The sequence below is a fragment of the Kordia sp. genome (assembly GCF_050633145.1).
Taxonomy (GTDB): Bacteria; Bacteroidota; Bacteroidia; order Flavobacteriales; family Flavobacteriaceae; genus Kordia.
Window position 1 is genome coordinate 72,129 of the sequence record NZ_JBOEFY010000006.1, and the last position, 25,925, is coordinate 98,053.

The 25,925-nt window shown below is 30.7% G+C and carries 19 protein-coding genes and 1 tRNA gene; 10 read left to right on the forward strand and 10 right to left on the reverse strand.

Translation table 11 applies throughout. The features are described from left to right. Window positions 1-8: 8 nt before the first annotated feature. The 5 genes from ACRBBL_RS04600 to ACRBBL_RS04620 form a co-directional block, all read right to left on the reverse strand. Window positions 9-1,838: a transglutaminase-like domain-containing protein gene (locus ACRBBL_RS04600; protein ID WP_431367845.1), complete on the reverse strand. Its 1,830-nt coding sequence runs from the start codon at window positions 1,836-1,838 to the stop codon at window positions 9-11. A gap of 204 nt (window positions 1,839-2,042) precedes the next feature. Then, window positions 2,043-3,350, reverse strand: a complete 1,308-nt coding sequence (gene murA, locus ACRBBL_RS04605) for a UDP-N-acetylglucosamine 1-carboxyvinyltransferase (RefSeq protein ID WP_431367846.1) — start codon at window positions 3,348-3,350, stop codon at window positions 2,043-2,045. A 21-nt stretch (window positions 3,351-3,371) separates the two neighbouring features. Then, entirely contained in the window at window positions 3,372-4,025 is a 654-nt protein-coding gene (locus tag ACRBBL_RS04610) for a DUF4290 domain-containing protein (protein WP_431367847.1), read from the reverse strand. Between the two features lie 102 nt (window positions 4,026-4,127). Then, window positions 4,128-4,418, reverse strand: a complete 291-nt coding sequence (locus ACRBBL_RS04615; protein WP_431367848.1) for a DUF493 family protein — start codon at window positions 4,416-4,418, stop codon at window positions 4,128-4,130. Between the two features lie 63 nt (window positions 4,419-4,481). Next, window positions 4,482-5,786 (reverse strand): T9SS type A sorting domain-containing protein, encoded by a 1,305-nt coding sequence (locus ACRBBL_RS04620; RefSeq protein WP_431367849.1) that lies wholly within the window; start codon window positions 5,784-5,786, stop codon window positions 4,482-4,484. A gap of 148 nt (window positions 5,787-5,934) precedes the next feature. Here ACRBBL_RS04620 and ACRBBL_RS04625 point away from each other — a divergent pair, with 148 nt between their 5' ends. After that, window positions 5,935-6,498, forward strand: a complete 564-nt coding sequence (locus ACRBBL_RS04625) for a metallophosphoesterase family protein (protein ID WP_431367850.1) — start codon at window positions 5,935-5,937, stop codon at window positions 6,496-6,498. 211 nt (window positions 6,499-6,709) lie between these two features. Here ACRBBL_RS04625 and ACRBBL_RS04630 read toward each other — a convergent pair whose 3' ends face one another. Further along, window positions 6,710-7,018, reverse strand: a complete 309-nt coding sequence (locus ACRBBL_RS04630) for a hypothetical protein (protein WP_431367851.1) — start codon at window positions 7,016-7,018, stop codon at window positions 6,710-6,712. A 386-nt stretch (window positions 7,019-7,404) separates the two neighbouring features. Here ACRBBL_RS04630 and ACRBBL_RS04635 point away from each other — a divergent pair, with 386 nt between their 5' ends. The 5 genes from ACRBBL_RS04635 (at window position 7,405) to ACRBBL_RS04655 (ending at window position 11,957) form a co-directional block, all read left to right on the forward strand. Further along, entirely contained in the window at window positions 7,405-7,950 is a 546-nt protein-coding gene (locus ACRBBL_RS04635) for an AAA family ATPase (RefSeq protein WP_431367852.1), read from the forward strand. Continuing rightward, window positions 7,947-9,845, forward strand: coding sequence for a RecQ family ATP-dependent DNA helicase (locus ACRBBL_RS04640; RefSeq protein ID WP_431367853.1), 1,899 nt, complete (start codon window positions 7,947-7,949; stop codon window positions 9,843-9,845). Before ACRBBL_RS04635 ends, ACRBBL_RS04640 begins: the two co-directional genes overlap by 4 nt. Before the next feature lie 3 nt (window positions 9,846-9,848). Further along, the gene (gene fmt / locus ACRBBL_RS04645) at window positions 9,849-10,796 is read left to right on the forward strand and encodes a methionyl-tRNA formyltransferase (RefSeq protein WP_431367854.1); all 948 of its coding nucleotides are present in this window, start codon (window positions 9,849-9,851) and stop codon (window positions 10,794-10,796) included. A gap of 150 nt (window positions 10,797-10,946) precedes the next feature. After that, entirely contained in the window at window positions 10,947-11,252 is a 306-nt protein-coding gene (locus ACRBBL_RS04650; RefSeq protein WP_431367855.1) for an HU family DNA-binding protein, read from the forward strand. A gap of 135 nt (window positions 11,253-11,387) precedes the next feature. After that, window positions 11,388-11,957, forward strand: a complete 570-nt coding sequence (locus ACRBBL_RS04655) for a YqgE/AlgH family protein (protein ID WP_431367856.1) — start codon at window positions 11,388-11,390, stop codon at window positions 11,955-11,957. Window positions 11,958-12,047: 90 nt separating this feature from the next. Here ACRBBL_RS04655 and ACRBBL_RS04660 read toward each other — a convergent pair whose 3' ends face one another. Next, window positions 12,048-12,884 carry an aminotransferase class IV gene (locus tag ACRBBL_RS04660; protein WP_431367857.1) on the reverse strand — a complete coding sequence of 279 codons (837 nt, stop codon included), beginning with the start codon at window positions 12,882-12,884 and terminating at the stop codon, window positions 12,048-12,050. Between the two features lie 53 nt (window positions 12,885-12,937). Next, entirely contained in the window at window positions 12,938-13,327 is a 390-nt protein-coding gene (locus ACRBBL_RS04665) for an START-like domain-containing protein (protein WP_431367858.1), read from the reverse strand. A gap of 132 nt (window positions 13,328-13,459) precedes the next feature. Between ACRBBL_RS04665 and ACRBBL_RS04670 the strand changes: the two genes are divergently transcribed. The 4 genes from ACRBBL_RS04670 (at window position 13,460) to ACRBBL_RS04685 (ending at window position 21,917) form a co-directional block, all read left to right on the forward strand. Beyond that, window positions 13,460-13,533, forward strand: a tRNA-Met gene (locus tag ACRBBL_RS04670). Between the two features lie 67 nt (window positions 13,534-13,600). Next, window positions 13,601-14,920 (forward strand): tyrosine-type recombinase/integrase, encoded by a 1,320-nt coding sequence (locus ACRBBL_RS04675; protein ID WP_431367859.1) that lies wholly within the window; start codon window positions 13,601-13,603, stop codon window positions 14,918-14,920. 1,509 nt (window positions 14,921-16,429) lie between these two features. Beyond that, on the forward strand, window positions 16,430-19,951 hold the full coding sequence (locus tag ACRBBL_RS04680; protein WP_431367860.1) for a hypothetical protein: 3,522 nt from the start codon (window positions 16,430-16,432) through the stop codon (window positions 19,949-19,951). Then, window positions 19,932-21,917 (forward strand): hypothetical protein, encoded by a 1,986-nt coding sequence (locus tag ACRBBL_RS04685; protein ID WP_431367861.1) that lies wholly within the window; start codon window positions 19,932-19,934, stop codon window positions 21,915-21,917. Before ACRBBL_RS04680 ends, ACRBBL_RS04685 begins: the two co-directional genes overlap by 20 nt. Before the next feature lie 564 nt (window positions 21,918-22,481). Here the strand turns inward: ACRBBL_RS04685 and ACRBBL_RS04690 are convergent. Both ACRBBL_RS04690 and ACRBBL_RS04695 read right to left on the reverse strand, forming a co-directional pair. Beyond that, window positions 22,482-25,160 (reverse strand): carboxypeptidase-like regulatory domain-containing protein, encoded by a 2,679-nt coding sequence (locus ACRBBL_RS04690; RefSeq protein ID WP_431367862.1) that lies wholly within the window; start codon window positions 25,158-25,160, stop codon window positions 22,482-22,484. After that, window positions 25,160-25,912, reverse strand: a complete 753-nt coding sequence (locus tag ACRBBL_RS04695; protein ID WP_431367863.1) for a GLPGLI family protein — start codon at window positions 25,910-25,912, stop codon at window positions 25,160-25,162. Before ACRBBL_RS04695 ends, ACRBBL_RS04690 begins: the two co-directional genes overlap by 1 nt. Window positions 25,913-25,925 lie beyond the last annotated feature (13 nt).

Below are 25,925 nucleotides of genomic sequence, written 5' to 3' on the forward strand. Positions count from 1 at the left end.
TAATCAGGCTAGCTTTTTTGTTTTTTGAGAACGATAGGTTCATTTATTATTTTTTTAAATGATTTTAAAATTTCATTTGTCTTGCTACTATTTTCTTTATTTATGAATATATGATCAAAAATAAAGTCATAATTACATTCTATTTCCAAGTTAGAAATAGCTTTTATGGTCATAGTCAGCGATATTCCTTCTCCTTTATACGTATGCTCAATAGGTTGAAACGTTACAATAGGCTCGTCCATTTTTATTTTGGCGCGCATTTTTTTGTAAAATGGATTCCTTAAATAAGTACCTTCTATCAATTCTTCTCTGGCTTCTGTCTCAATAAGTCTTGGTAAAAAATCAATAAACAAATATTTACTTTCACCATCATTAAACGTTTTTCCATTAATAGCAATAGTACCTTCTAGATGAAGTTTTTTAGGTTTATTTACTACTTCTAAATCAGAGATCGATTGGTTTCCAAAAACCTCATCAAAGAAAGTTTTTCCAAAATCTTTAAACTTTTTTTCTCCTTCACTTTTTATATATCTTTTAAAATAATTACTAGATATTCCGTCATAATCAACAGTAAAAATTCCATTTACAAGCATACTCTCGGAGTCAACTTTTAAATCTAACTGATACAGAATTTCATTTTCTTGAGGACTAAATCGTTCTACTTTAAAAAATGTAGCTCCTTTCGGGTTTACAATTAAAATGGTTCTATCTTGTAAACTTTGCACTGGACTTCCAGCATAGTGAATAGGATCGGTAGGATCTAATAGTATTGTTTTACCATCTATATAGGCGACACCTATCACATGATTTGCAGAACTTAATGCAGGAAAATCACAATCACTAATATGATCAAAAGTTGCAGCTAGGGCAATATCGCTTTCAATACCTTTATACCGTAATGCTTCTGATAAAAAGTTTGAAAGATCTTTACAATCACCCTGTTTGTTAGCATACACTTCATTCGCTGTAAAAGGAATGAATGCTCCCATACCAGTTTCTATAGCGACATATTTAAAGTTATTTCGAACATAATCATAAATGATATTCACAATTTCTGATGGATCTGTACTATTTGCCGTCAATTCATCAATTTTCTGTTTTACAGAGTCATCTATACCTTTTTTGGAAGCTAAATTTCTTGTATACCAATCGTTCATATAATCCATTGGTCGCTTTTCATAAGAACTAGGCATGACAAGTGTTCGCATCATTGGAACTTTCATATTCTTATAAATACCAAAAATCTGCAATGGATCTGATTCTACTTTCCTTGGAACTACTTTTATATTCCATACAGAACTTACATCCGTTGAAGTAGAATCTATGGCGTAAGAAGAAAGTAAATCTTTATGAATTGTATTATGTACTAATTTGAATTCTTTAGGAACGTTTATTTGATATGTTAACATACCTATTTCATAATATGAAAAAAAGTGTAAACTTGTAAAATACATGAGCTCTTTACAGGAAATCGAATATTTTAACTTCACTTCTACATCTGCAGGGATTTCAACAATTTTAATCTTTTTGCTCGTTATATAATCTAGTTCAACGTTTTCATCGTACGTTCGTACTGCTACTATATTTTTAAAACGCTTCCTCTTTTTTCCAAATAATAAAATATCAGATACTCTTTCTAACTCCGTATCATAAAAAATTGGATAATAGCGTAGTTCATCACTTTTTTCAAATGTGATTGCAATTTCCTTTACAAAGGAAGAATCTTTCTGAATTTTAATATTTTCTTCCTTCGATTTTAAATAGAGATCCTGAGTAAATCCTATTAAACTGTAAAAAATAAAAAATAGTAACGTACATGTATTATGGATACGCTTCATGCAGTATATTTTGAGTATTGTATTTTTCTGGGGGAAAGATTATTTTAACTTTAACAATATAATACTTTCAAATGAAATTTTGAAGCGATTAAAATAAAATTGTAATTATTTTTTTGAACTGTATGCTTCAGACAAATTTTAAAAAATAAAAATGAATCATCTTACCAAAATAAAATGATTCATTAAATATCTATTTTTATGAGATTACAAACGGACAATCTTCGCTCCAATGGCGCGCAGGCGTTCGTCTATATTTTCGTAACCTCTATCTATTTGTTCTATATTATGAATAGTAGATGTTCCTTTAGCTGATAAAGCCGCAATTAATAATGAAATTCCAGCTCTAATATCTGGAGAAACCATTGTAGTTGCTTTTAATTGTGATTTGAAGTCATGACCAATAACGCTGGCTCTATGCGGATCGCACAGAATAATTTTCGCGCCCATATCAATCAATTTATCTACAAAGAATAAACGACTTTCAAACATTTTTTGATGCACCAACACACTTCCGCGTGCTTGTGTAGCTACAACTAATATAATACTTAATAAATCTGGTGTAAATCCTGGCCAAGGTGCATCGGCAATAGTCAAAATAGAACCATCAATATAGTTTTGAATTTCATATCCGTCTGCATGTGCAGGAACATAAATATCATCACCTTTACGTTCTACTGTAATTCCAAGTTTTCTAAATACATCTGGTATCTGACCTAAATCGTCCCAACTTACATTTTTAATTGTAAGTTCACTTTTAGTCATTGCAGCCAAACCAATCCAACTTCCAATTTCAATCATATCTGGAAGCATTCTATGCTCAGTTCCGCCCAACTCTTCTACACCTTCTATACGTAATAAATTAGAACCAACGCCGCTAATTTTTGCGCCCATTCGGTTCAACATTTTACATAACTGCTGTAAATATGGTTCACAAGCGGCATTATAAATGGTTGTTGTTCCTTCTGCTAATACAGCAGCCATTACAATATTGGCAGTTCCTGTAACTGAAGCTTCATCCAATAGCATGTACGTTCCTTTTAGCTTTTTAGCTTCTACTCCATAGAAATAATCTTCTCTGTTGTATCTAAATTTCGCACCAAGCTTTATAAAACCTTCAAAATGAGTATCCAATCTTCTACGTCCAATTTTATCACCTCCAGGTTTTGGAATGTATCCTTTTCCAAATCGTGCCAATAATGGACCAACAATCATAATAGAACCACGCAAACCGCGTCCTTCTTCTTTAAATTGTTCAGACTCTAGGTATTTAAGATTGATATCATCGGACTGAAACGTATACGATCCTGGTCCGTTTTTTTGAGTTTTCACACCTAAGTTTCCTAAAAGCATGATTAATTTGTTGACATCAACGATATCAGGAATGTTGCTTATTGTCACCTTTTCTGGCGTTAATAAAACCGCACACAATATTTGTAACGCTTCGTTTTTTGCGCCTTGTGGTTGAATACTTCCTTTTAACTGATGACCACCTTCAATCTTAAAAGTCCCCATAAAATATGATAATGAATTTTGTTAGTAACGTTTTCTGTTGTTACGATGATTTTTATTATTTCGCTGCTGATTTTTGTTATTGTTGTTGTGTGAAAACTTCTTTTTCTGTTTCAGTAAGTTTGAAGCATCAGATAAGTTTTCTTCTTTAGCAGCTAAGTCAATTTTTCCATTACTCAATTCGAGCAAATGCTTAAAAATTACATAATCTTCAACAGTATCTTTATTCCAGTTTAGATAACACTTTTTCATATGATTTGCGATCGCAAACTCTAATGCTTCCTTCATTTCTCCTTCATCCCAACCGTTTGCCACATCAATCATTCGCTTAATATTATTTCCATAGAAACGATATTTAGGAAAGTTTTGAGGATATCCAAGTGGTTCTGGACGTTCTTGTAATAATTCGCGTGAAGGCTTTGGATATGGAGATTCAACATCTAGTCGAAAATCTGACATGATGAATAATTGATCCCATAATTTGTGTTGAAAATCGGGAACATCACGCAAATGCGGTTGTAAATTCCCCATGACACCAATGATTGATTTTGCAATTTTATTGCGTTCTACATCATCTTCTGTTTCTACGGCATGGTTGATCATTTTTTGAATATGTCGTCCATATTCTGGAATAATCAATCGTTTACGCTCTGTGTTATACTCTAACTGGTCAATCAAAATAAAATTTGTTTGTAAGGTAAATATTGAAGTAAAATAAAGTTCTTGTGAAGATTATTTTGTGATTGCAAAATAGTAAAAAAAATCTATATAACTCTGTAGTTATAGAGAAATTATACCTTCTACCTGACTTGCTTCCTTATATTTTTCAATTACAGCGTCGGCACTTTTCATATTTGCCGTGATTGTAACGCTTGTATACGTTCCTTTAGAAGACTTTTTAGTATTAATTACCGCACCAAGATTGTCAAAAATTTGGTGTACTTCTTTTATCTTTTCTTCACTAGATGGTACAATAAATTTGTACATGTATAGTGCTGGAAATTGCGTAGTATCTTCTAATTGTATTTTCAGTTTTGCATAAAACGCTTCAGGGTCGTTTTTTAAACTCATGCTCTCTTTTTTTCTTAATGAACGGCAAAGATACAGCTTCTTAGAAAACTTTTGCTGTTTCTGTTATTTGATTACTTTTTTAATGAATGTTGTATTAGCAACTTGCACTTTCAAAAAGTATGTTCCTGAGCTTAGTTGCGATACATGTATAGTCGTTTCTTGGAGGTTGAAAACTTCTTTTTGCATTACAATTCTACCAAAACTATCCAATAAAATAATAGAATTTAGCGGTTTTTCTGTTGCGATATAAATTTTATCTTTTACAGGATTTGGAAAGATTTTCACAGAATTTTCAGTCACTTCATCTACACTTAAAATACAATTAATTTGTGTTCCTGCTTCCGTTACAAGTGTTCCATTAGTTACATACCAATGTTCCCAAGTTCCGCCTGTTCCAGTTTTCCAATCAGTCAAACTAAATGCATTGCTTCCAGTAGTTGTTCCTTTGACTTTATACACTTTTAAAGCTTCGCCACCTCTATTCCAATGCAATGGTGTATTTGGCTCACAAGTTTCTGGTACTGTCTCTGTTAACTCACAATTTGATTGAATAAAATACGCGTTGTCATCATAGGTAGGATATCCGCCATAAACACGCGCCGAACCTTCGTCGTCAATACAAACTGCAGTATATTCATCGCAGGCAATTCCTTTGATATCTAAAATACCAGCATTTACATTATCAGTTAAAATTCGTGCCATAAAAGCTGCATGACGACCTCTCCTATCAGGATCATCATAATGTGTATCTGTAATGACATCGGTTAGATAGTAATTTTCTAAAAAAGGTGCGCTCGAAACTGTTGCGTCGGTTGCATACGGGTTTGCCAATGCTTCCGCAGAAGTAATCGTTCCGTTTTCCGCTGAAAAATAATGTCCTCCCAAAATCGCCATTCCAGCACTTGTTCCGCCAATCACCACATTTTCAAAATTAACTGCATGATTGATTAAATTTTGTACTTCTGTATCTCTCCAATACGAAACATAATTCCATTGATCGCCACCAGCTAACCAAATTGCTTCTGCTTCCTGAATCCTTTGCAATACATACGCATCTGAACTTGCACTACTATTATTAAAAACGATGGTTTCCACCGAATTGATCGTAATCCCCAAATCCGAATACATATATGTATTATAACCATCTGAACCGCTTGCGCGCAATACCAACACATCACCGCCATTGGCGCGTTGCAAAAACCATTGCATGGCTTCGTCTGATTCTGAAGCACCGCCCATTAAACACGATCCGCCTAACGGAGTTACATCAACACTAGTAGCACTTCCTGTTCGATAGGACGTGTACGATTGTGCAAAACTATTTAGCACAAAAAATAAAGATAAAATGTAGGTGAAATTAGTTTTCATAAGTAAAGTGGTATGTTTCAAATGTAGGTAAAGTTTCACAACTTGCAAAAGGTTATTTATGAGATGATTTGTATTGAATTTTAAATCACTTTCGTTTTAAAAACTCTAGAATCAAGATTTTTTGATTTAATTTGATAAAAAAACAAGAATGGGAAAATTATTTTTTACATCCGATCATCATTTTGGACATGATAATATTATAAAATTCTGTAATCGTCCGTTTGAAGATGTTCGGGAAATGAATCAAGTTCTGATTGAGAGATGGAATAAAAAAATTAAAAAGAATGATTCCGTATATCATTTAGGCGACTTTGGATATGGATACAAAGAAAATATTGCTTCTATTTTAGACCAATTGAATGGAAAGATTCATTTAATTGTGGGAAATCATGAAAAGCCAGCACTACAAAACCCTGATAAATTTGTTTGGATAAAGGACTATTTTGAATTGAAGGTGAAAGATGCTGATTGTAAAAACGGATATCAGAACATCATTCTATTTCATTATGCCATGCGCGTGTGGAGAAGTGATTCGAGAGGAAGTTGGCATTTATATGGACATAGCCACGGTAATTTATCAGACTTAGAAGATCGTTTGTGTTTTGATATTGGTGTTGATTGTCATGACTTTTATCCGTTATCTTACGATGAAGTAAAAACGATTATGAAAACTAAAAACTGGAGTCCACCTTCACAAAAAAGAGAAATTTGAGTTAGCTTGATTTTTTTCACAGATGAAGGTGTGAATTTAGAGTCTAATGGAAGTAAATAAACTCTTAAAAGAATTTACCGCAGTAATAGATCACTTTTATTAATGGTTTCACATTATATCCTTCAAATACTAACCAAAAACAGATTGCAAAATACTGAAGTATTATATGCAATCTGTCTTTAAACTAAATTTAATTCTATTATAATCTTATTTATTGTTGTTCAATTTGAAACCAGCCATTCCATACACCGCCAATTTGATAGCATATAAAATATTCGCCAGCTTCTGTAACAGCAACTACTTGAATTTGACCTTCACCATTTGTTGTTGCGGCTACTCTAGCAGCATTATTCAATGGTCCCGTTGAACCTTCTGCTGTTCCATAAAGTGCGCTTGCTTGTGACCATACTAACTTATCTCCTGATTCTATTTGCCACGTATGTGCTACCATCTTTGCCTCATCAATATAAAAAGCTTCTACACGTTCATCTGAATTCGTTGCTATAACAAAATTATTCATAATTTTTAATTTTATAATTTCCTACTCTATTTAAAATTGGCTTTTCGGGTTTCGCCTACAAAAACCAAAAAGAGCTAACTAACTTCCTCTTTATTTGATTTTTACAACAATACAAATCTGCAATAGTTCTTTGTTTTATTCTAAGTAGAAACTACCTGTTTGTATAAAACAGATAGAATTACCACGATGTAGGTTTTAACTTAATTAAGATTGTTTCAAAGTTATTTTCTGTAATTCTGTTAAGTTTAATGAAGTCATTTTTGCCAAAAATACTTTTACATTTAAAATTTAGCATTTTACATTTATAATTTCATTAGTTAGCAACCAAAAACAAAAATTTCATATTCCTATGATTTTGCGTAATTTTACGCCATAAATTATTCAGATTGAACACGAAAAGAGTACTTATTATTGGTGGACCTGGCACAGGGAAATCTACATTGATTACAGCTTTAGAAGACAAAGGACATGTTTGCTTTCATGAAATTTCAAGAGAAGTTACAGCAGCTGCACAGAAAAAAGGCATTGAACAATTATTTTTAACGCAACCGTTATTGTTTAGTGAGTTGTTATTAAAAGGTAGAATTCAACAATTTGAAGATGCCAAATCGCTCGATACTGAGTATGCTTTTTACGATCGTGGAATTCCTGATGTAGCAGCATATATGGATTATACAGGAGATGAATATCCCGATATGTTTCGCGAAGCTTGTAAAGAACATCAGTATGATGTTGCCTTTATGCTAGCACCTTGGAAAGAAATTTACGAACAAGATAACGAACGTTACGAAAGTTTTGAACAAGCAGAAACCATTCAGAAGTATTTGACAACGGCATATGAAAGCTATGATTACAAATTAATTGATGTACCGTTTGGAACGATTTCCGAACGTGTTTTATTCATCCTTAATACACTTAAAAACTACGAATGACCAAACCGCTTGCACTTCTAGAAAAATATTGGGGACATACTTCGTTTCGTCCTTTGCAAGAAGAAATTATAAACGCGGTTATTCAACAAAAAGATACTTTAGCTTTGTTACCAACTGGTGGCGGAAAATCTATTTGCTTTCAGATTCCTGCTTTGGCTATGGACGGAATTTGTATTGTGGTTTCACCTTTGGTTGCCTTAATTCAAGATCAAGTTGCCAATTTAAAAGCCAATGGAATTAAAGCAATTGCCTTAACTGGTGGATTGAAAGCGACAGAAATTAGTGACTTACTAGACAATTGTGTTTATGGCGATTATAAGTTTTTATATCTATCGCCCGAACGTTTACAGCAGGAAATCATTCAACAACGCATTAAGCAAATGAACGTCAACTTAATTGCTGTTGATGAAGCACATTGTATTTCGCAATGGGGAAACGATTTTCGTCCAGCATATAAAAACATCAATACACTTAGAGAGTTGTTGCCAAACATATCTTGTATTGCATTGACGGCAACTGCAACGCCAACAGTTGTAAAAGATATTGAAGCGAGTTTACATTTAAAAGATGTACAGCAATTTCAGCAGTCGTTTACGCGTGAAAATTTAGCATACACGGTTTTAGAAACCGAAAATAAAATTTTGACGATCGAAAAAACCTTGCGCAAATATCCGCAATCGTGTATTGTGTATACACGCAACCGAAAAAGCACGGTAAACATTCATGAAGCACTTTCACGAAAAGGATTTACTAGTGTATTTTTTCATGGTGGACTTTCGTCAGAAGAGAAAAAAAAGAACCTCCAGAAATGGTTGAACGGAAAAGTGCAAACAATCGTAGCTACGAATGCTTTCGGAATGGGCATTGACAAACCTGATGTTAAGAATGTAATTCATGTGCAATTGCCTGATAGTTTGGAGAATTATTACCAAGAAGCTGGACGTGCAGGACGAAATGGCGAATATGCAAACGCTATCATTCTAACTGATGCAAACGACGTTGATATTTTACAGAAACAATTTATTCATAATTTACCAAGTGTCGATTTCTTGAAACTCGCGTTTAGGAAGTTGTGTAGTTTCTTTCAAGTTGCCTACGGTGAAGGATATGATACCAAACACGCATTGGCTTTTTACGAATTTTGCAAAGCATACAAATTCCCCACACAAAAAACATATACTGCTTTACAACTGTTAGACAGGCATAGTGTGATTCAGCTTTCACAGCATTTTCACCGAAAGACTTCTTTACAATTTAGTGTAGATCAATTCAATTTGATGAAGTATCTTGATAACAATGCTAACGTAAGTTTAATTACACAAGGAATTTTACGCACGTATGGAGGTGCTTTTGAACAGAAAATAAACATCAACACACATTTTTTAGCTCAAAAATTAGGATTGCCAAAACATAAAATTACCGAGACCATTCAACAGTTGGCAAAAGATGAAATTATTACGCTAGACGAAATACAAACGGATGCCGAAGTTACTTTTTTAGTTGCTCGTGAAGATGATAAAACCATTCATCCTATTGCAAAAGAAGTACGACAACAAAACGAATTGAAAAAGAAACGTGTACAAACCGTTATCAATTATATAAAAGATTCGGAAACGTGTAAAAACATACAGCTTCTCTCCTATTTTGGAGAAGACACCAAAACACCTTGCGGAATTTGTTCGGTATGTAGAACAAAAAAAACCGCGGCTCCCGATACGGAAATGCAATTACTCATTAGAGATGATATTTTAAAAGTTTTAAAAGAAAAGCCAATGACCTCAACGGAAATTTGTGCTGTTTTACCCTATAGAGAAAACTTACTATTATCAATAATTCAATTACTTTTGGAGGCTGAAAAAATTAAATTAACAGAAACAAATACTTATACCATATAATATATGAGAGATCTTAGAATCGTTTTTATGGGTACGCCCGATTTTGCAGTTGCAACATTAAAAGCATTATTGGATGCCAATTATAATGTGGTTGGCGTTATTACAGCGCCAGATAGACCTGCTGGTCGTGGTCGTAAGATGCATCAATCTGCCGTGAAAAAGTTTGCGCTGGAAAATGATTTGAATGTTTTACAACCTACCAACTTAAAACGAAAATCTTTTGTTGCAGAATTAAAAGCGTTGAACGCGAATTTACAAATTGTAGTTGCTTTTAGAATGTTGCCTAAAGTTGTTTGGCAAATGCCCGAATACGGAACGTTTAACTTACATGCTTCATTACTTCCAAATTATAGAGGTGCAGCACCAATTAACTGGGCTATTATTAATGGAGAAACAAAAACAGGTGTGACAACGTTCTTTATTGATGAGAAAATTGACACAGGCGCCATGATTTTCCAGGAAGAACTTCCTATTGATCCAACCGAAAATGCAGGTTCATTACATGATAAATTAATGACTATTGGAAGTGGCTTGGTTGTAAAGACAGTTCAACATATAGAAAAGGATGAAGTTACGACTACCATTCAACCAACTTTAGAAGATATACGAACGGCTTATAAAATTCATAAAGACACTTGTAAAATTGATTGGACAGATACCATTGACAATATATATAATAAGATTCGTGGTTTGAGTCCATATCCTGCTTCTTGGACAACCTTATATAATGGTGAAGAAACCTATAACATTAAAATATATGAAGTAGAAAAAGTAATTGAATCACATTCTGATATTGTGGGAAGTATTATAAGTTCTAAAAAAGAAGTCAAAATTGCGGTTAAAGAAGGATACATTATTGTAAGAGTTTTACAGCTTCCAGGAAAGCGTTCTATGGAAATTAGCTCCTTGTTAAATGGTTTTACTTTCGAAAAAGGCGCAAAAGTCTCGTAAGCCCTATATTCACTGATACGAGAGAAAAACAATAAAAAATGACCATGTTTATTAACAATCGCATTAAGTTATTAACAAAAACGGGGTTTTCCCGCGCTATTACTTGCATGACAAAGAAATCCGTATAAATTTGTATTGCTTTTAAAAATAATGTTTAACCAAACAATTAATAATTCAACGATTATGAACAAAACAGAATTAATTGACGCAATGGCTGCTGACGCAGGAATTTCTAAAGCTGCAGCAAAGAAGTCATTAGAATCATTTTTAGGAAATGTAGAAGGAGCTTTAAAAAGCGGAAACAGAGTTTCTTTAGTAGGGTTCGGATCTTGGTCAGTTTCAGAAAGAGCTGCAAGAGAAGGAAGAAATCCTCAAACTGGAAAAACTATCCAAATTGCTGCTAAAAAAGTAGTAAAATTTAAAGCAGGATCTGATTTAGGAAAAGCAGTTAACTAATTATATTTATTATATAAGTTAGACAAAAAGCACTCAAATTTGAGTGCTTTTTCGTTTTTTAGGAGGTCTTAAAAAAAGCAGTATTTGATTATTCCGTTTTTTTTTAATAGATTTAAGTAACCTAAAAAATCGTAAATGATAGCCTTAAAACCCAATAAAGGACATCTTTTAGTTGCAGAACCATCCATTATTGGAGACGTATCTTTCAACAGATCAGTTGTTTTACTTGCTGACCATACTGAAGAAGGATCTATTGGCTTCATTTTGAATAAACCACTAAATGTTCATCTTTCGGACTTAATTCCACAATTTGCTAACGTTAAAGCAACGTTTAAAGTGTATAATGGAGGTCCTGTAGAACAAGATAATTTATATTTTATCCATAAAATACCACATTTGGTACCAAATAGTATAGAAATTTCGCTGGGGATTTATTGGGGCGGCGATTTTTCTTCTATTGCAAAACTTTTGGAAGAAGATAAATTACAACAAGACGACATTAAGTTTTTTCTTGGGTATTCTGGTTGGCATGCCAATCAATTGAGTGAAGAATTGAATTCTAATTCTTGGATTATTGTTGAAAATGAATTTCAAAAAGAAATCATTTCTAAGTCATGCAAGTCAATTTGGCGTAATAAAATGATGGAATTTGGTGGCGAATATTTGATTTGGTCAAATGCGCCTGAAGATCCTAGTCATAATTAGGTGTTTGGTTATTTGCCTTTGGGTCGCTTCGCTCTTGGCTTTTTTATTGTTTGTTTAGTTCTAAAACTCATACAATTTATAACTATCGAACTATCCTAAGCGAATTCGCATATTTAGTTTTGCCATTAAATCACGTGCAACAGTAGCTTCAAATTGCTTTTTGCGGTATTTTGTGATGGGAACAATTCCTCGAATTACATTTGTAATAAAAAATTCATCTGCTTTTTGAATTTCAAAAGGTGAGATACTTTCTTCTTTCAATTCATAATTGGGCGTTTTTTCAAGAATTTCTATCAATTGCTTGCGTAAAATTCCTTTTAAACATCCATCTGTAATTGGTGGCGTTTTGATTGTGTTTCCTTTTACTAAGAAAATGTTTCCATTTAACGCTTCTACAACGCTTTTATCCTCATTGACCAACAAACAGTTGTCTAAATCATTTTCTTTCGCGTAAATGCTTCCTAATACGCTTATGATCTTGTTATTGGTCTTTAATGTAGACAGCAATCCTTTGTTGATATAGAAATCTTTGTATAAATCGGCTTCATATGTTGACTCTGAGAGTAAATAAAAAGGTGATTCTAGCGAGTCTGCTGAGATTACATATTCAACTTCATTTGTATCTGGCAAATACAATCCGCCGTTTCCTCTGTAAATTGTTAAACGTACACGAGCATTTGTTAATTCATTTGCTTTTAATGTATTGAGCACTTCTTCTTCTAAGAATTCCATTGTAAAATTCATCGGAATTTCCATTCGTAAGATTCGCATTGATTCCATTAATCGAAAATAATGGTCTTCCCAAAAGAGGATTTTATTAGCTACGACTCTTAGGGTTTCAAAAAGCGAATCTCCATATTTTAGTCCTCTATTTTCAACATTCAGTATTGTAGTTTCTGCACTGATGTTTCCATTAAAATTTACCATAAAAAAAGCCTTGATTATCTCAAGGCAAATATACTTTTTAAAAATGGTTTTTCTTAGCGAGAACCTAAAACTTGTTTCAAACTTCCAATTTGGTTTTCCCACAACATTTTACCTTCTTCTACTTCGTCATCGTCATCTGCATGATCGATTACAATAAGAGAAACATCTTTAGTAATTTCATCGACTACTATCTTCATTTCAAAATAATACGATGTGTCTTCATCTTCTTCCCATTGAAAGCGGATACGTTCATTATTTTTCTTTCCTAGGAGCTTTGCCGTTTCTTCTTCACCGTCCCATATAAATATAAAAACCTCACCTCTAGAATTCACATTATCTGCGTACCATTCAGATAATCCTGAAGGTGTAGATAGATATTGGAATAAAAGCTGTGGAGAAGATTGTATAGGGAACTCAATTTCGTATTTTACTTTATCTGACATGCTTTATTTATAATTATGTTGTTGACAATATATACATTAATTGCTAAGTTTAAAAGAAAACAATAAAAAAAATAATTTTTACTTAATATTTGCTCAAAAAAAAATAGTTGTTATATTTGCAGCCGCAAAGAAGGCGAGGTAGCTCAGTTGGTTAGAGCGTCGGATTCATAACCCGGAGGTCTCGGGTTCAATTCCCGATCTCGCTACAAAGACAATCATACACGCATTGTCAATGTTTACAAGGTTTTCCATCATTTGGAAAACCTTTTTTTTATGTCTAAATTACATCTCCTTTTAACAAACGCATATATTAACGCATATACTTTGAGTGAGAATTTGTACACAGAACCGAAGATTTATGATGCTGATGGAGACCTTTCAAAACGATGGTATGTGTATTTCTATTATCGAAATCCAGCCACAGGAAAATTGGTTCTCCAACCGCCTTTATACATGGGAGTCAATCGTTTAAAGACGAAAAGCGCTCGTATGGAGCGATTAGTTATAAACAAAACGGCTCTACATGAATTACTCAAAAAAGGGTATAATCCGTATGAAACCTATAAGGAAACTGAAAAACGCATAGAACAACAGAAAATACAAGAAGAAGGCATTCAAATTGACAGTCAACGAAAAAATTATACCGTAAAAGAAGCCTTATTTTTTGCTTTAAAGCAACGTAAACCGCATTGGAAGAAAAAAACTGCGGGAACAATGGTCGGTCATTTTAATAGATTTATTGAGTGGCTTACTACAAATAAACTTCTTGATAAAGATATTTCTGAACTTAAAAAACGTGATGTTTCTACATTTTTAAATTCACTAACTAAAATTCAAACGAAAAAACAAAAGCTGTTAAAGTTACCTTTAGAACCTGTAAGCCCTAAAACTCGTAATAACTTTAGACTTACCCTCTCTACCCTATTTAGTCAATTAGAAGAAGATGAAATTATTGAGCGAAATTTTATTTCCCAAATAAAAGTCAATAAAAGTATACCAAAAAAGAATAAGCCATTTTCTAAAGAGCAGATTATTGATATTAGAGATTACTTGGATAAAAATGATCCTTATTTACGCATATTTATACAGTTTATGTCGTACGCTTTTTTGAGAAATGTAGAAGTATGTCGTTTACAAGTAAAGGATATTGATTTGGCTTCAAAACGATTGTATGTACGTTCTAAAACTGCTCCACTTGCCATAGTTCCTATTATTGGCGAATTAGAGACTGTTTTGCGAGACATGAAACTTGAAAACTACGCTCCTACAGATTTTGTGGTTACTCGTTATGAAAAGCCTGCAAATTGGGATATTGATGAAAATAATAAAACCAATTATTTTTCTAAAAAGTTCAAAAAAGTAAAAAAGGCTCTGGAATATTCTGATGATTATTCACTCTATTCCGTTCGTCATACCGCAGCTACTAACATTTATAATTCTCTGTTAGCAGAAGGAAAAAGCGAAGAAGGTGCTTTGATGCACTTAATGTCAATTACTCGACACAGATCGAAAGCAGGATTGAAAAATTACTTGCGTGAAATTGGCGCAACACTTCCGAAAGATTATTCGGATAAGTATACTATTCATTTTTAAGCTGGAAACTTGAACTTAAGTTTTAATAAATGGTTTTAATAATTTCTTCGCTTGTTAAAATATTGAACCAATATTTTATCCATAGCTTCTGTAACTTTGCTTTTCTTGTTTGTGCTTATATTTTGTTTCTTTATTGGAATTTCAACACCTAACAGACTATACAGGCGATTCTTCTCATCAGAGGAGAGCGCTTGAATCACATTATATGCTGTTTCGGCTTTCAATTTTAATTCTTAATTATGAGCTTGTTCTTGATTAGACAAATAGACTTCTGTTTTAATATTTTACACAAATATTAACCAATGATTTATACTATCATTTGCACACTTTTGTCGCTCGCGACAATCGTTTTAGAATTTATTTTTTATAGTAATTCAAACTTGTTATTAGCTTATTTGAAAACAAAGATTTAAAAGATAATTGAAGAATCATTTGTTCAGTTTTGTAACTTGAACCTACAGCCATTAAACAAACTCCTTTTATGGTTTTATTTTTAAGAATAAGCAATCCGACATAGTACTAGCTATGAAACAATATTTCTCGTTATTGTTACCTCTTTTACATATAAAGCGCATTCTTTTTTCTTTTCTACTGTTTTGTATAAGTTTTTAATGGGTTAATAATTCTTATTAGGAATAGGAAGCAATATATATGATGATTGCTGTGCTAAACACTATTCTATAATACTCTCTAAAGTATCAAGAGTGTAAAGATTTGAATTAATTTTGAAGAATCATTTGTAAAATTTTGTGTCCGACACACAGATTGTAAGAAGAAATTGTAAGATTCTTAATAAAGAAAGATTTATCCTAATATAATTGCGGTTTAATTATAGAATAATCAATATATAATTTGAGAATTATTTTTAATTTAACAAATATTTTCTGATTTCATATTTTCGTTTAAGATATCGCTCAACAAGTTAGTGAAAAAGAGGATAAAATAATTTTTCTATTAGTTTTTAAATTATTTCCGAAAATTTACTCATCACTAAGGGATAAGTAAAAAAATGATAAAAAAAATCAACTTATCATTAAGCGATGAGTTCATAATTTGATTCTGAAAAAATTACTCATTGTTTAGCAATCAATAAAAAAACGATAAAAAAAATCAACTTATCCTTAAGCGATAAGTTGATTTTTTATTTTTAGAAAATTTGCTCATTACTTAGTGATTAGTTGGGGAATTGAACTTATCGTTTAACAATTAGCTGAAATAAAGATCAAAAACGAATTCATTGCTCTATGATAAATATACAAAACTACTATTGAAAATCTGCTCATCGACTTAGTGATTAGTTGTAAAATTGAACTTATCGTATTCTATGATAAGCTGAAAATAAAATTAGCAAGCAAACTAATATGATTAAAACCGATTTTGAAAGCTAACTTGAATATTTCAAAACTAGAAAGTTTTATTTTAATATTTAAAGAGAATATTACTACTTTTATTTCTGTATATTCTACATGAATTACCAAGCTTAATATAGAATAATTACCCTAACTGAATATGATAGAAATTCTAAACAATCATTGCAATAAAGAAAATGGACTTTTATTATTTAATCCACCAACTGGTTCTGGAAAAACACATAGTGTTTTGACTTGGATATTTGAAAATTATAAAAAATATTGCAAGGAAAATAGAAAGATTTTTTTCGTTACAAATCTTAAAAAGAATCTACCTTATGAAGAACTAAGAGATAATTTCTTTATTCCCCAAAAAAAATTATACGATTTTGAAAAAGATATCACATTTTTAGATTCAAATTCCGATTGCCTAATTAATAGGTTTAAGGATATAGAAGAATCTATAAATGATTACTTCAAAAATTTCAAAGTATTTTATTCAATAAAAAGCAATGTAACCGAAATAAATAATCACAAAGAAAATCCAAAGTTAAAGACATACGTTAAAAAACTCAAAGATGAATTAAGAACTGACTTTGAACCGAAATTTAGACGAATAATTGAAAAATATCTAAAAGAAAACTTTAAAAATAAACAAGAACGGATTAGAGCTATTCAAAATAATGATGAACTTAAATGGATGGGGGAATTATATCCTGCTGTTTTTACGTCTAAAAGAAAAGTATTTTTTCTTAGCGTAAATAAATTTTATGTTAAAAATAGTACTTTAATTGAACCCTCTTATTCTTTTTTAGAAAATGATATAACAAAAGATGCGATCATCTTTATTGATGAATTTGATGCTACAAAAAGTAATATACTTAAAATTATCATCGATAATGGTAAAAATCAACGTATTGATTTTATTCATCTTTTTACAGAGATTTATTGGGCATTATCTAAAAATATATTACCCCAAAAATTTATTACTCACTCTGAAAAAAGACAAGAGTTACTAGATAATGAATATGGCTTACCGCTTACCGATATTCAAAAAACATTATTAGATAAGTCTGAAGAAATCGTACAAAAATATCAACTCAATTATAGTTTTAAAACTACAAACACCGAACAAGAAAATATAAATCAAAGGAATTTATTATTTCACGATTTTCAATATCATTCTGTATATAGAAACGATAAAAAATTTATTCGTCTCAATCAAAATGACTTATCAAAAACAAATGAAATAATTTTTGAGAACACCAAACCAAAAGGAGAGAGTATGGTTCATCTTCTAAATGATATAAAAGGTTTCGTAAATTATTTTAGTGGAAGAATAAAAAGTATCGCAGAAAATTACCAACAATTAGAAAATGATGATAAAGAGAATAATACAAAGAAGTCAGAATTTACATTTGACTCAGCGTTGAGTACAGTTATTGAAGAATTTGCCTTAGACTCTAAATACAAAAACTTCATAATTAATAATATTCTAAGTGCTAGAGAAAAGCCTAAAAAAAATAAAAAGGGCAAGCCAGAATTAAACTATGATTTAAGTGTTTATGAAAATGGTTTCAGGTATTACGATTTTGTGGATGATGATTCTCATCAATCAAAAACAAAAACTTTCATTTATAGTTTTCAAAACACACCTGAAAAATTCTTATTAAAACTAGCTGAAAAATCAAAAGTAATTGGAATATCTGCTACGGCATATATGAAAACTGTAACGGGTAACTATGACATCAATTATTTTAAAAGACAACTTGGCACTAGATTCATTGAGCTAACAAAGGATGAAAACAAGAAACTTTTTGATTTATTTGAAAAACAAAATAAGTACTACTCAAAAATCAATATTCATACAGAGTGGCTAGATTTTATTGATAAACAAAATGACTTTGAATTATTGTTTGGAAATAAAGAATTAGCTGATGATATTTTAGGAAAGTTAAATGCTTTAAAAACTACTGATTACGAGTTCAATAGATATCTAAAGATTTCTCATTCATTCAAGCAATTTTTACTTAAAGAAGATATTAGAGGGTTTTTATGTCTTTTAAATAAAGAACCAAAATGGAATGATAGAGCGCTGAACTTAAAAATATTAGAAGAAATATTTTCTAACTTAATACTAGAAACAAATCAAAAGGATCATTTTATAATCTATGGTAATGAAGAATTTAATGTAAAAAACTCATACACTGTCGTAAATAGCAACGATTTTGAAAATAAAAAATCAGCTTTTATAGAGAAACTAGAGCAAGGAAAAAAGATTTTTATTATTTCTATGTATCAAACTATGGGAGCTGGTCAAAATATACAATTCATTTCTCCAAATCCAAAAAAAATGATAGATGTTAGAAGTGATGAATTAACCAATTGGAATACAGAAAACAAAACGGATATTAATGCCATATATTTAGATAAGCCAACTCACATCTTTCAACAAATAAATAAAAACTTAAATGAAGAAGGTTTTATAAAGTATTTGTTTCAGTTAGAGTTTTTAGCACAAATTGGTGTTATTTCAATTTATCAATTAAATGCTGAAGTATCAAGAGCTTTTAAAAACCTATTAGCATCGTTTAACACAAAAGAGAGTTTAGGAAATCCCAAAGTTGATTTATACAAAGGAGAAAACATAAAACAACACTATGCAAAATTTATTATCCAAGCTATTGGTAGAATTTGTAGAACCAATTTAAAATCTCAAAATATTTATATTTATGCAGATAAAAAAATAGACGAATATATCTGTGATTTTGATGTTGAAAACAACTTGGTTCTTAACGAATTTAAGGCTTTGGTTAAATCGAGTAAGCAACTAATTCAAAATAAAAAAGAGAAAAACGCTAAGTTCAAAAATCTTGCAACTACAACTAATAGAAAAGTACATTTTATAATTCAAAAATTTATTTCTAATAAAGATTGGGGATGGACTCTGAAGCGTTTATATGAATGGGAAAACCTAAGAGAAATGTGTTTGCGTTTTCCTACTGTTTCAGAAGATCAAATAAATAAACACAACTTAAATCGCATTTTAGATTTATATATTGAACTACCACACATATCAAACAATTATCACTTCAACATAAAAGAAACTGAGTTTTATAATGACTATAAAAATATTTCTGTTGATTTCAATACTAATAAAGGAAGTAAGGTTTCTTCTGAATCAGCAAGGTTAAATGAACTTTTGGAAATAGATGGAGTTCGAGATTTTTTTAAAGAAAAAAAATGGGCAACTGAGTTTAAAATTAATCAATACATTATAACACCAGTAATGTTTAATAACATATACAAAGGCGCTTTAGGAGAACAGATAGGGAAATTTATTTTTGAACGACACTTCGGCATCCACTTAGAAGAATTGGAAGTTGAGTATTATGAGAATTTCGATTACAAAATTAAAGAAACAGATATTTACATAGATTTTAAGCATTGGAAAGAAAGTACTGAGATCAATTTTGATGAGCAAGAAAGTAAAATCCGAAAAAAACTTGAAAAAGTCAAAGGAGAAAGAGTGTTTATAATCAATATACTTTCATCAAGTGAGAAACGAATCATAAAATCAATAGATGAAAAAATTATTGAAGTTCCCTTTTTATGGAATACAGAAACAAAAGAACTAAATCATTCAATTTTAAAAGATATTAATGCTTATGCAACTTTGTAAAACCAACAAGCTTGTTATTCAAATTAATTACAATCAATTACTAACTGACTATTCAATAGTAAAATTTTCAACAACTGAAAATTATATAAAATACGGAGCTTTAATTCTTGATGAAGTAGGTCTAAGATTAAGAGCAAAAAGTATTGTCTTTGAAAGAGGGAAATCATTTTATGTTCTTTTTGATAAAAATTTCATTTCAAATATTGACTTATTCAAACAACTTGAAAAAATTGAAGACGGAGATAAGCTGTCATTTAAGATTCTTGATCTAAATGAAACTAAAGAGGTCAAGCAACATTCGATTACTCAATTAGTTGTTAACTCAATAGCTACACCGAAGCATGAAAGACTTACATATAATAACTTAACAGGAAAACTATATTTATTCAATACCAATTATTTAAGAATAAGTAAATCAAAAGATAAAGAACAAATTTTCAAAATTATTGGATTAGAATTTTACATTGATCCTAACAGCTGTTTACAATTAAATGTAAAAACTTTTTCAAGCTTATTGTTAAATAAGTCAATGGACTTTTCTAAGAAAAAAATGGGTGCTTATCCTAAATATACTTTTGTTCATTCAACAAATACACTTAGAAGAATTTTACCATCGGAGAAGATAAGCATTGATAATCAATACATTTTAAAGCAAAGTATTAAAAAAGGGACTATTGAGAAAAGTAATATCTCATTCTTGGACTTTAGTAACTTTAAAGAATTTAAAAATAGTAAAATTGGAATCTTAAATGATGTTTTGAATACTATCAATCAAAAGCTATCAAATTATCTTCAACTTGATTTTAAATATGCTAACATAGACAAAACCATTAGACATTCAAACTCATTTGATTTCAATAGTTTTAATGAAGATATACTATTTATTAATAGTATTAAAGATGAGAGTTCCGAAGAATATTCTTCTAATATAAAAACAGAATTAAGAAAAATAATTCCCAATTCAAGAATAAAGGTTTCTAAGGCGGAAGACCAAAATGGTTTTAATATTAAATTAATACATAATAAATCATTCTATTTAAAATACGAACAGAAAGACCCGTATAAATCTTCCCCATATATTCAACATATTACTTTAGAAGACTTCAAAACAAATTCTAAAGCTAGTTTGAAGGCTATTGTAAAGGAATTAGTTATTAAGAATGATATTAATAAGAACCAAGTTTCAATAATTGATTGGTCAAGTTTCAACTTTGAAAATAATTGGATTTTTGGCATTAGAGATAAAACCGATTTCTATTTTTTGACTATTGAACCAAACGGTAAAATTGAGTTTGAAAAATTTGAATCAGATTTATTTAATCAAAATGAATACGATGAATTATGCGATATTTATAATGAGAATACTAATATCGAATTCATTGTTAAGGATGATATTGGGAACGTTAACATAATAACAAGAACTAATAATTATACTATTCCAGATTATCAAAAAATAAGTAGCGTATTAGACAAAGAAAGTAGAGAAATTTCTATTACAAAATCTCAAGTTATAAATGCAGTCAATCAAGTCTTTGATAAAGAAAAGGCAAGTGAATACGAAACTCAAATAATTTCACTTGAAAATTGGAATAAGGATAGTCTACTAAACTGCTTTAAAAATAGAGTTGAAAAGAAAAAAGTAGTAGAGAAAATTCAAAAAGATACAGGAGAAATTCTAAAGTCATATTTTAGAGATATGACACGATATGAAATTTTAGATAGTCAACTTGATATTCATTCCTTCAAACAAGATAATAGCTATTACTACTTTGTCGGAATAAAAGGGAAAGGTATTCAGCAAACTATTTCAAGAGCTTCTGTAATTAGAGAAATTACAGTTTATAAAAACTCCGAATATATCTTTGATAAGTTACTACCGCTTATGAATGTTGATTTTGTTAAAAATGGAGATTTAACTGTCTTACCATTTCCTATCAAATTTTTGAGAGAATGGATAAAGTATTAGGTTTAACATAAAAAACACCTAAAAAAAAGAAGCCCCAATCATTACAATTGAAGCTTTCGGGTAAAAGAATAATTCTAGTTTTACGATAATTTAGGTTTTCTATGTAATTATTCTGTTTATCTATAGTAAATGTAGAATCCAATAATGGTTATGAGTACCACAAAACAAGCACATGAGCAAAACCCAATTATAAACCATCTGAAACGTTCTAATTTTTTTAAAGACATTATTTGTTTAAATTTGTTAAAATGGCAAGGCGATGAGTATTAAGCCTCTCGTATATCGCCTTGCACTAAACAACAAAGTTCAATGAAAACTTCGTTAATAATACGTCAAGAGTAATTAACACTAAAGTTGTATAAGTGCTTTTTAGTAGATACTTAAATTGAAAAAATGATATTATTCTTGACGTATTAATTTTAGTTTTTTATTCGTCATTAAAACGAGTCACATATTTTTTTATGTAAGGGAACAGCCAAAAAATTGATATGCAAAATGTTATTATTCCTAACATATAAAAAACTGTCTCTACTATTCCAAGTATATAATCCATCATCATATCTTTTAGAGTTTATATGAGATTTTTAATAATAATATTCTAGGTTGAATGAACGTTCTTTCGTCTGATACCAAGATGTTGCTAAATGAGTTTCGTTGTCTAAAGTCTACACCAAATAAGTTTGATGCTGATATCTCAAAACCCCATGCGCTGTTCTCTTTTTGGTAGAATAGAGAACTGTTAGCTACATCAAAAGTATTTGTATTATCTAAAGTTGTATTTTGAAATGCTTCGCGCTTGTAGTCAATTTTGAAAATAAAGTCATTCAGAAAGTCATAACTAAGATTAATATTGAATACATCATTTTCAAACTTAGCACTTGTATTCGCTTTGTAGCTTGAAAATGTTTTATTGTAACCAACACCTATATTTGGATAGTCTTTGAATCGTGTACTTATTCCACCGCCAACGGTATAATTGTTTGAAGTGTTTTCAATCAATTCATCATTTACGGACGTAAAGAAGTTTGACAATGAAACATTTGTTTTTGCTGATAGCTTTACCTTTCCGTAGCCTTTTTTTAGCGAACCTCTGAAATTTATAGATTCGTCAACCGCATCCAGTAGAATAGGTGTTAACACATTATCAATTCCCTGTATCACATTTGCAGTTTTTAAATTTTGGGTACTCTTACGATAGTTTACAGATAAATTGTATTGTATGTTTTTAAACATACTGAAACGATAGTAGCTAATACGTGCGTTGTGGTATAATTCATTTTCTAGCGTTTCGTCTCCTCTGTATATGTTATTGAAATTTGTAAGCGTAAAACGATTTGCAAATTGTGTAACAGTTGGGAAACGTGTTTGTAAGCTATAATTGAAACTTAACACTTTTGAACTGTTAAACTCAACTTTAGTTGTGAACTTTGGAAGCAGAACCGCTTTAGTTCGTTTGTTCTGTTCCGTAAATTGTTCAACGCCCCAAAAAAAGGTGTGATACGTCAAGCTTGGTTTTATCGTAACGATTCCGCTTTTGAATTTGTAATCGACACCAAAATATAAATCGTTGAAATTTACCCTTGATTGATTCCCAAAATTACTGTCTGTAAAATCGTTAGTTGTACCATCTTGCAATAGTTGAAAATCAAACGTAGAATAGTTGTCATTTACAACATTTGCGCCCGTGGTAAAGTATAAGTGATTCAATTTGTTAAGTACATAGTAATATTTACCCACAACTTTAAAAGAATGTGTTTTCCTTAGTTTGTTACTATTGATGTCTAAAATAGCTTCATCTTCAATCGGAAGTAAACCGTTTAAAAATGATTCATTTGTACGCCAATTTGTTTTGGGTTGCGATCTCGTGAAATTGTAATTTAAAACAACACTAATTGTATTTTTTTTATTGAATTGTTTGTGAAGCTCTACACTTTCACGAAACGTAAAATCGTCAATACGTTCGTTTTGATTGATTGATGAATTTATAAAGCTTGAAGCTGTTACAATGTTTCCCTGTATGGTGTTCTTTGATGCTTTTATATTTGACTCGAAAAGTAATTCGGTGTTATCATCTGGAGCGTAATTAAACGCAAATTTCCCAATTCCAAACTTGTTTGTATTGTCAAATTCATTTCTTCTGTTTTCAATAAGATTGTCACTTGCAATATAGTTGTTAGTAGTTGTTGTAAGTGTTTGAAGCTTGTCGTTTGATAGAATACTATACCCTGTTAAAGATAGTTTATTGTTGAAGTCATGGGAAATGTTTATTGCGTTAAATTGGTTGGTATTCTCTACAAAGTTTTGATTATTCAAAAAGCGTGTAAAGTCATTATCAAATAAAGATAAATAAGATTGATTATTTGAAAAGAATTTACTTATGCCACCGTTAAAATCTAAGTAGTCTTGAAATGTAAAAGACTTTTTGCCCGTATTATTAAAATCCGTTATCATATTTAGTGATGTTTTAGGACTGTAATAGTATAATTTTGGATTCAAAATATAACGTTCCTTAATACCCGTAGCGGCTTCAACGTCTCCGAAAACAAACTTTTTTTTATCTTCTTTTAGTTTGACATTCATAACCATTTCGTCACTATCTTCCAAACCTTTTAAAAAGGCAACATCTGAATAGTTGTCAAGTACTTCAACTTTATCAACTACATCAGCAGGAATGTTGTTAACTGCAAGTTTGCTATCTCCTGTAAAAAATTGTTTATTCTCAACAAGCACACGCGAAACCTTTTTCCCTTTTACGGTAACGTTTCCTTGCTTGTCAACTTCAACAGTTGGCAAGTTCTTTAAAACGTCTCTTAGCTTACGTTCGTCTCCTGTTTTAAAGGCATCTACTTTAAAAGACATCGTATCTTTTTTTATCACAATAGGCGGCGTATAGTTTAGTGTAACTTCTCCTAATGATTCAGTATCTTTTTTTAATGAAATAGCTATCGTTTTGGATTCAATAGCCTTATATGTGATTTCCTGTGGAATGTACCCAAGATAACTAATAGTAATTTTATAGGTTTCATCCTTTTCAAGCTTCAACTCAAAATATCCATTATCGTTAGAAATTGAAAATTTCATCGCACTATCGCCTTGCGGTTCTGCGATGATATTTGCATTCGACAAAATCAAATTGGTTGTACTTTCTTTAACTGTACCCGACAATTTCATATTTTGACTTATTGAAATTGAGGTTGTAATCAAGTATATTAAGATAAAGTATGTTAGTAAATTTTGCTTCATTAATTCTTTTTATCAAGCATGAGAAAGCCGCTAGATTTTTCGACTTGTTTTAGATATTCTTCTTCTGTTATTGCTTTTCCTTTGATTGGTTTAATTACAATTTCATTTTCGTTTACAAAAGAAATTTTGCTTGCATAAAAAGTATATCTCTGATCTTTTAATTCTAAAATTAAACCAGGCAACCCATTGTATTCTTTTAACCCAAATCTTACAGGAATTTGTGGAGCGTACCAAGCAACAACCTCATAAGTGACTTGATGCCCTAAAGCGGCTTTATAAGTTCTGCTTGTAGTTGCCTTGAAGCATTTATATTTTCCAATCATTTTACTTTCCTTACTAAGTTTCCAATCAGATGATAACATTGTTTTGGAAGAAACTAAAAAACTTTCGCCTAACCCTTTATAATCTCTAATAACTTGTTTTTTCTTTAGGTCAGTATGATAATTACCTTTTACAACAAGACTCCTTGCAAAATGCAAACCTAGTGGTGTATCATCATTTTCTAAGGTGTTTTCTACGTAAAAAAATGAAACATTTTGTTTAAACTTTAAATTGAAAGTAATTGTTTTAGATTCTTTAATAAATCTATCTTGTAGTTTTTCAAATTCGTTTTTTTCACTATTATTTTTTTTACTAACTACGTTAGGACTAAATTTATAAACAACGATTCCCGCTAAATTTGTTTTTGATTGGGCATTTGTTGCTAGTGAGTAAACAAAAATTGTTATTATTAAAATTAATATTTTTTTCATGTTATAAGTCTTT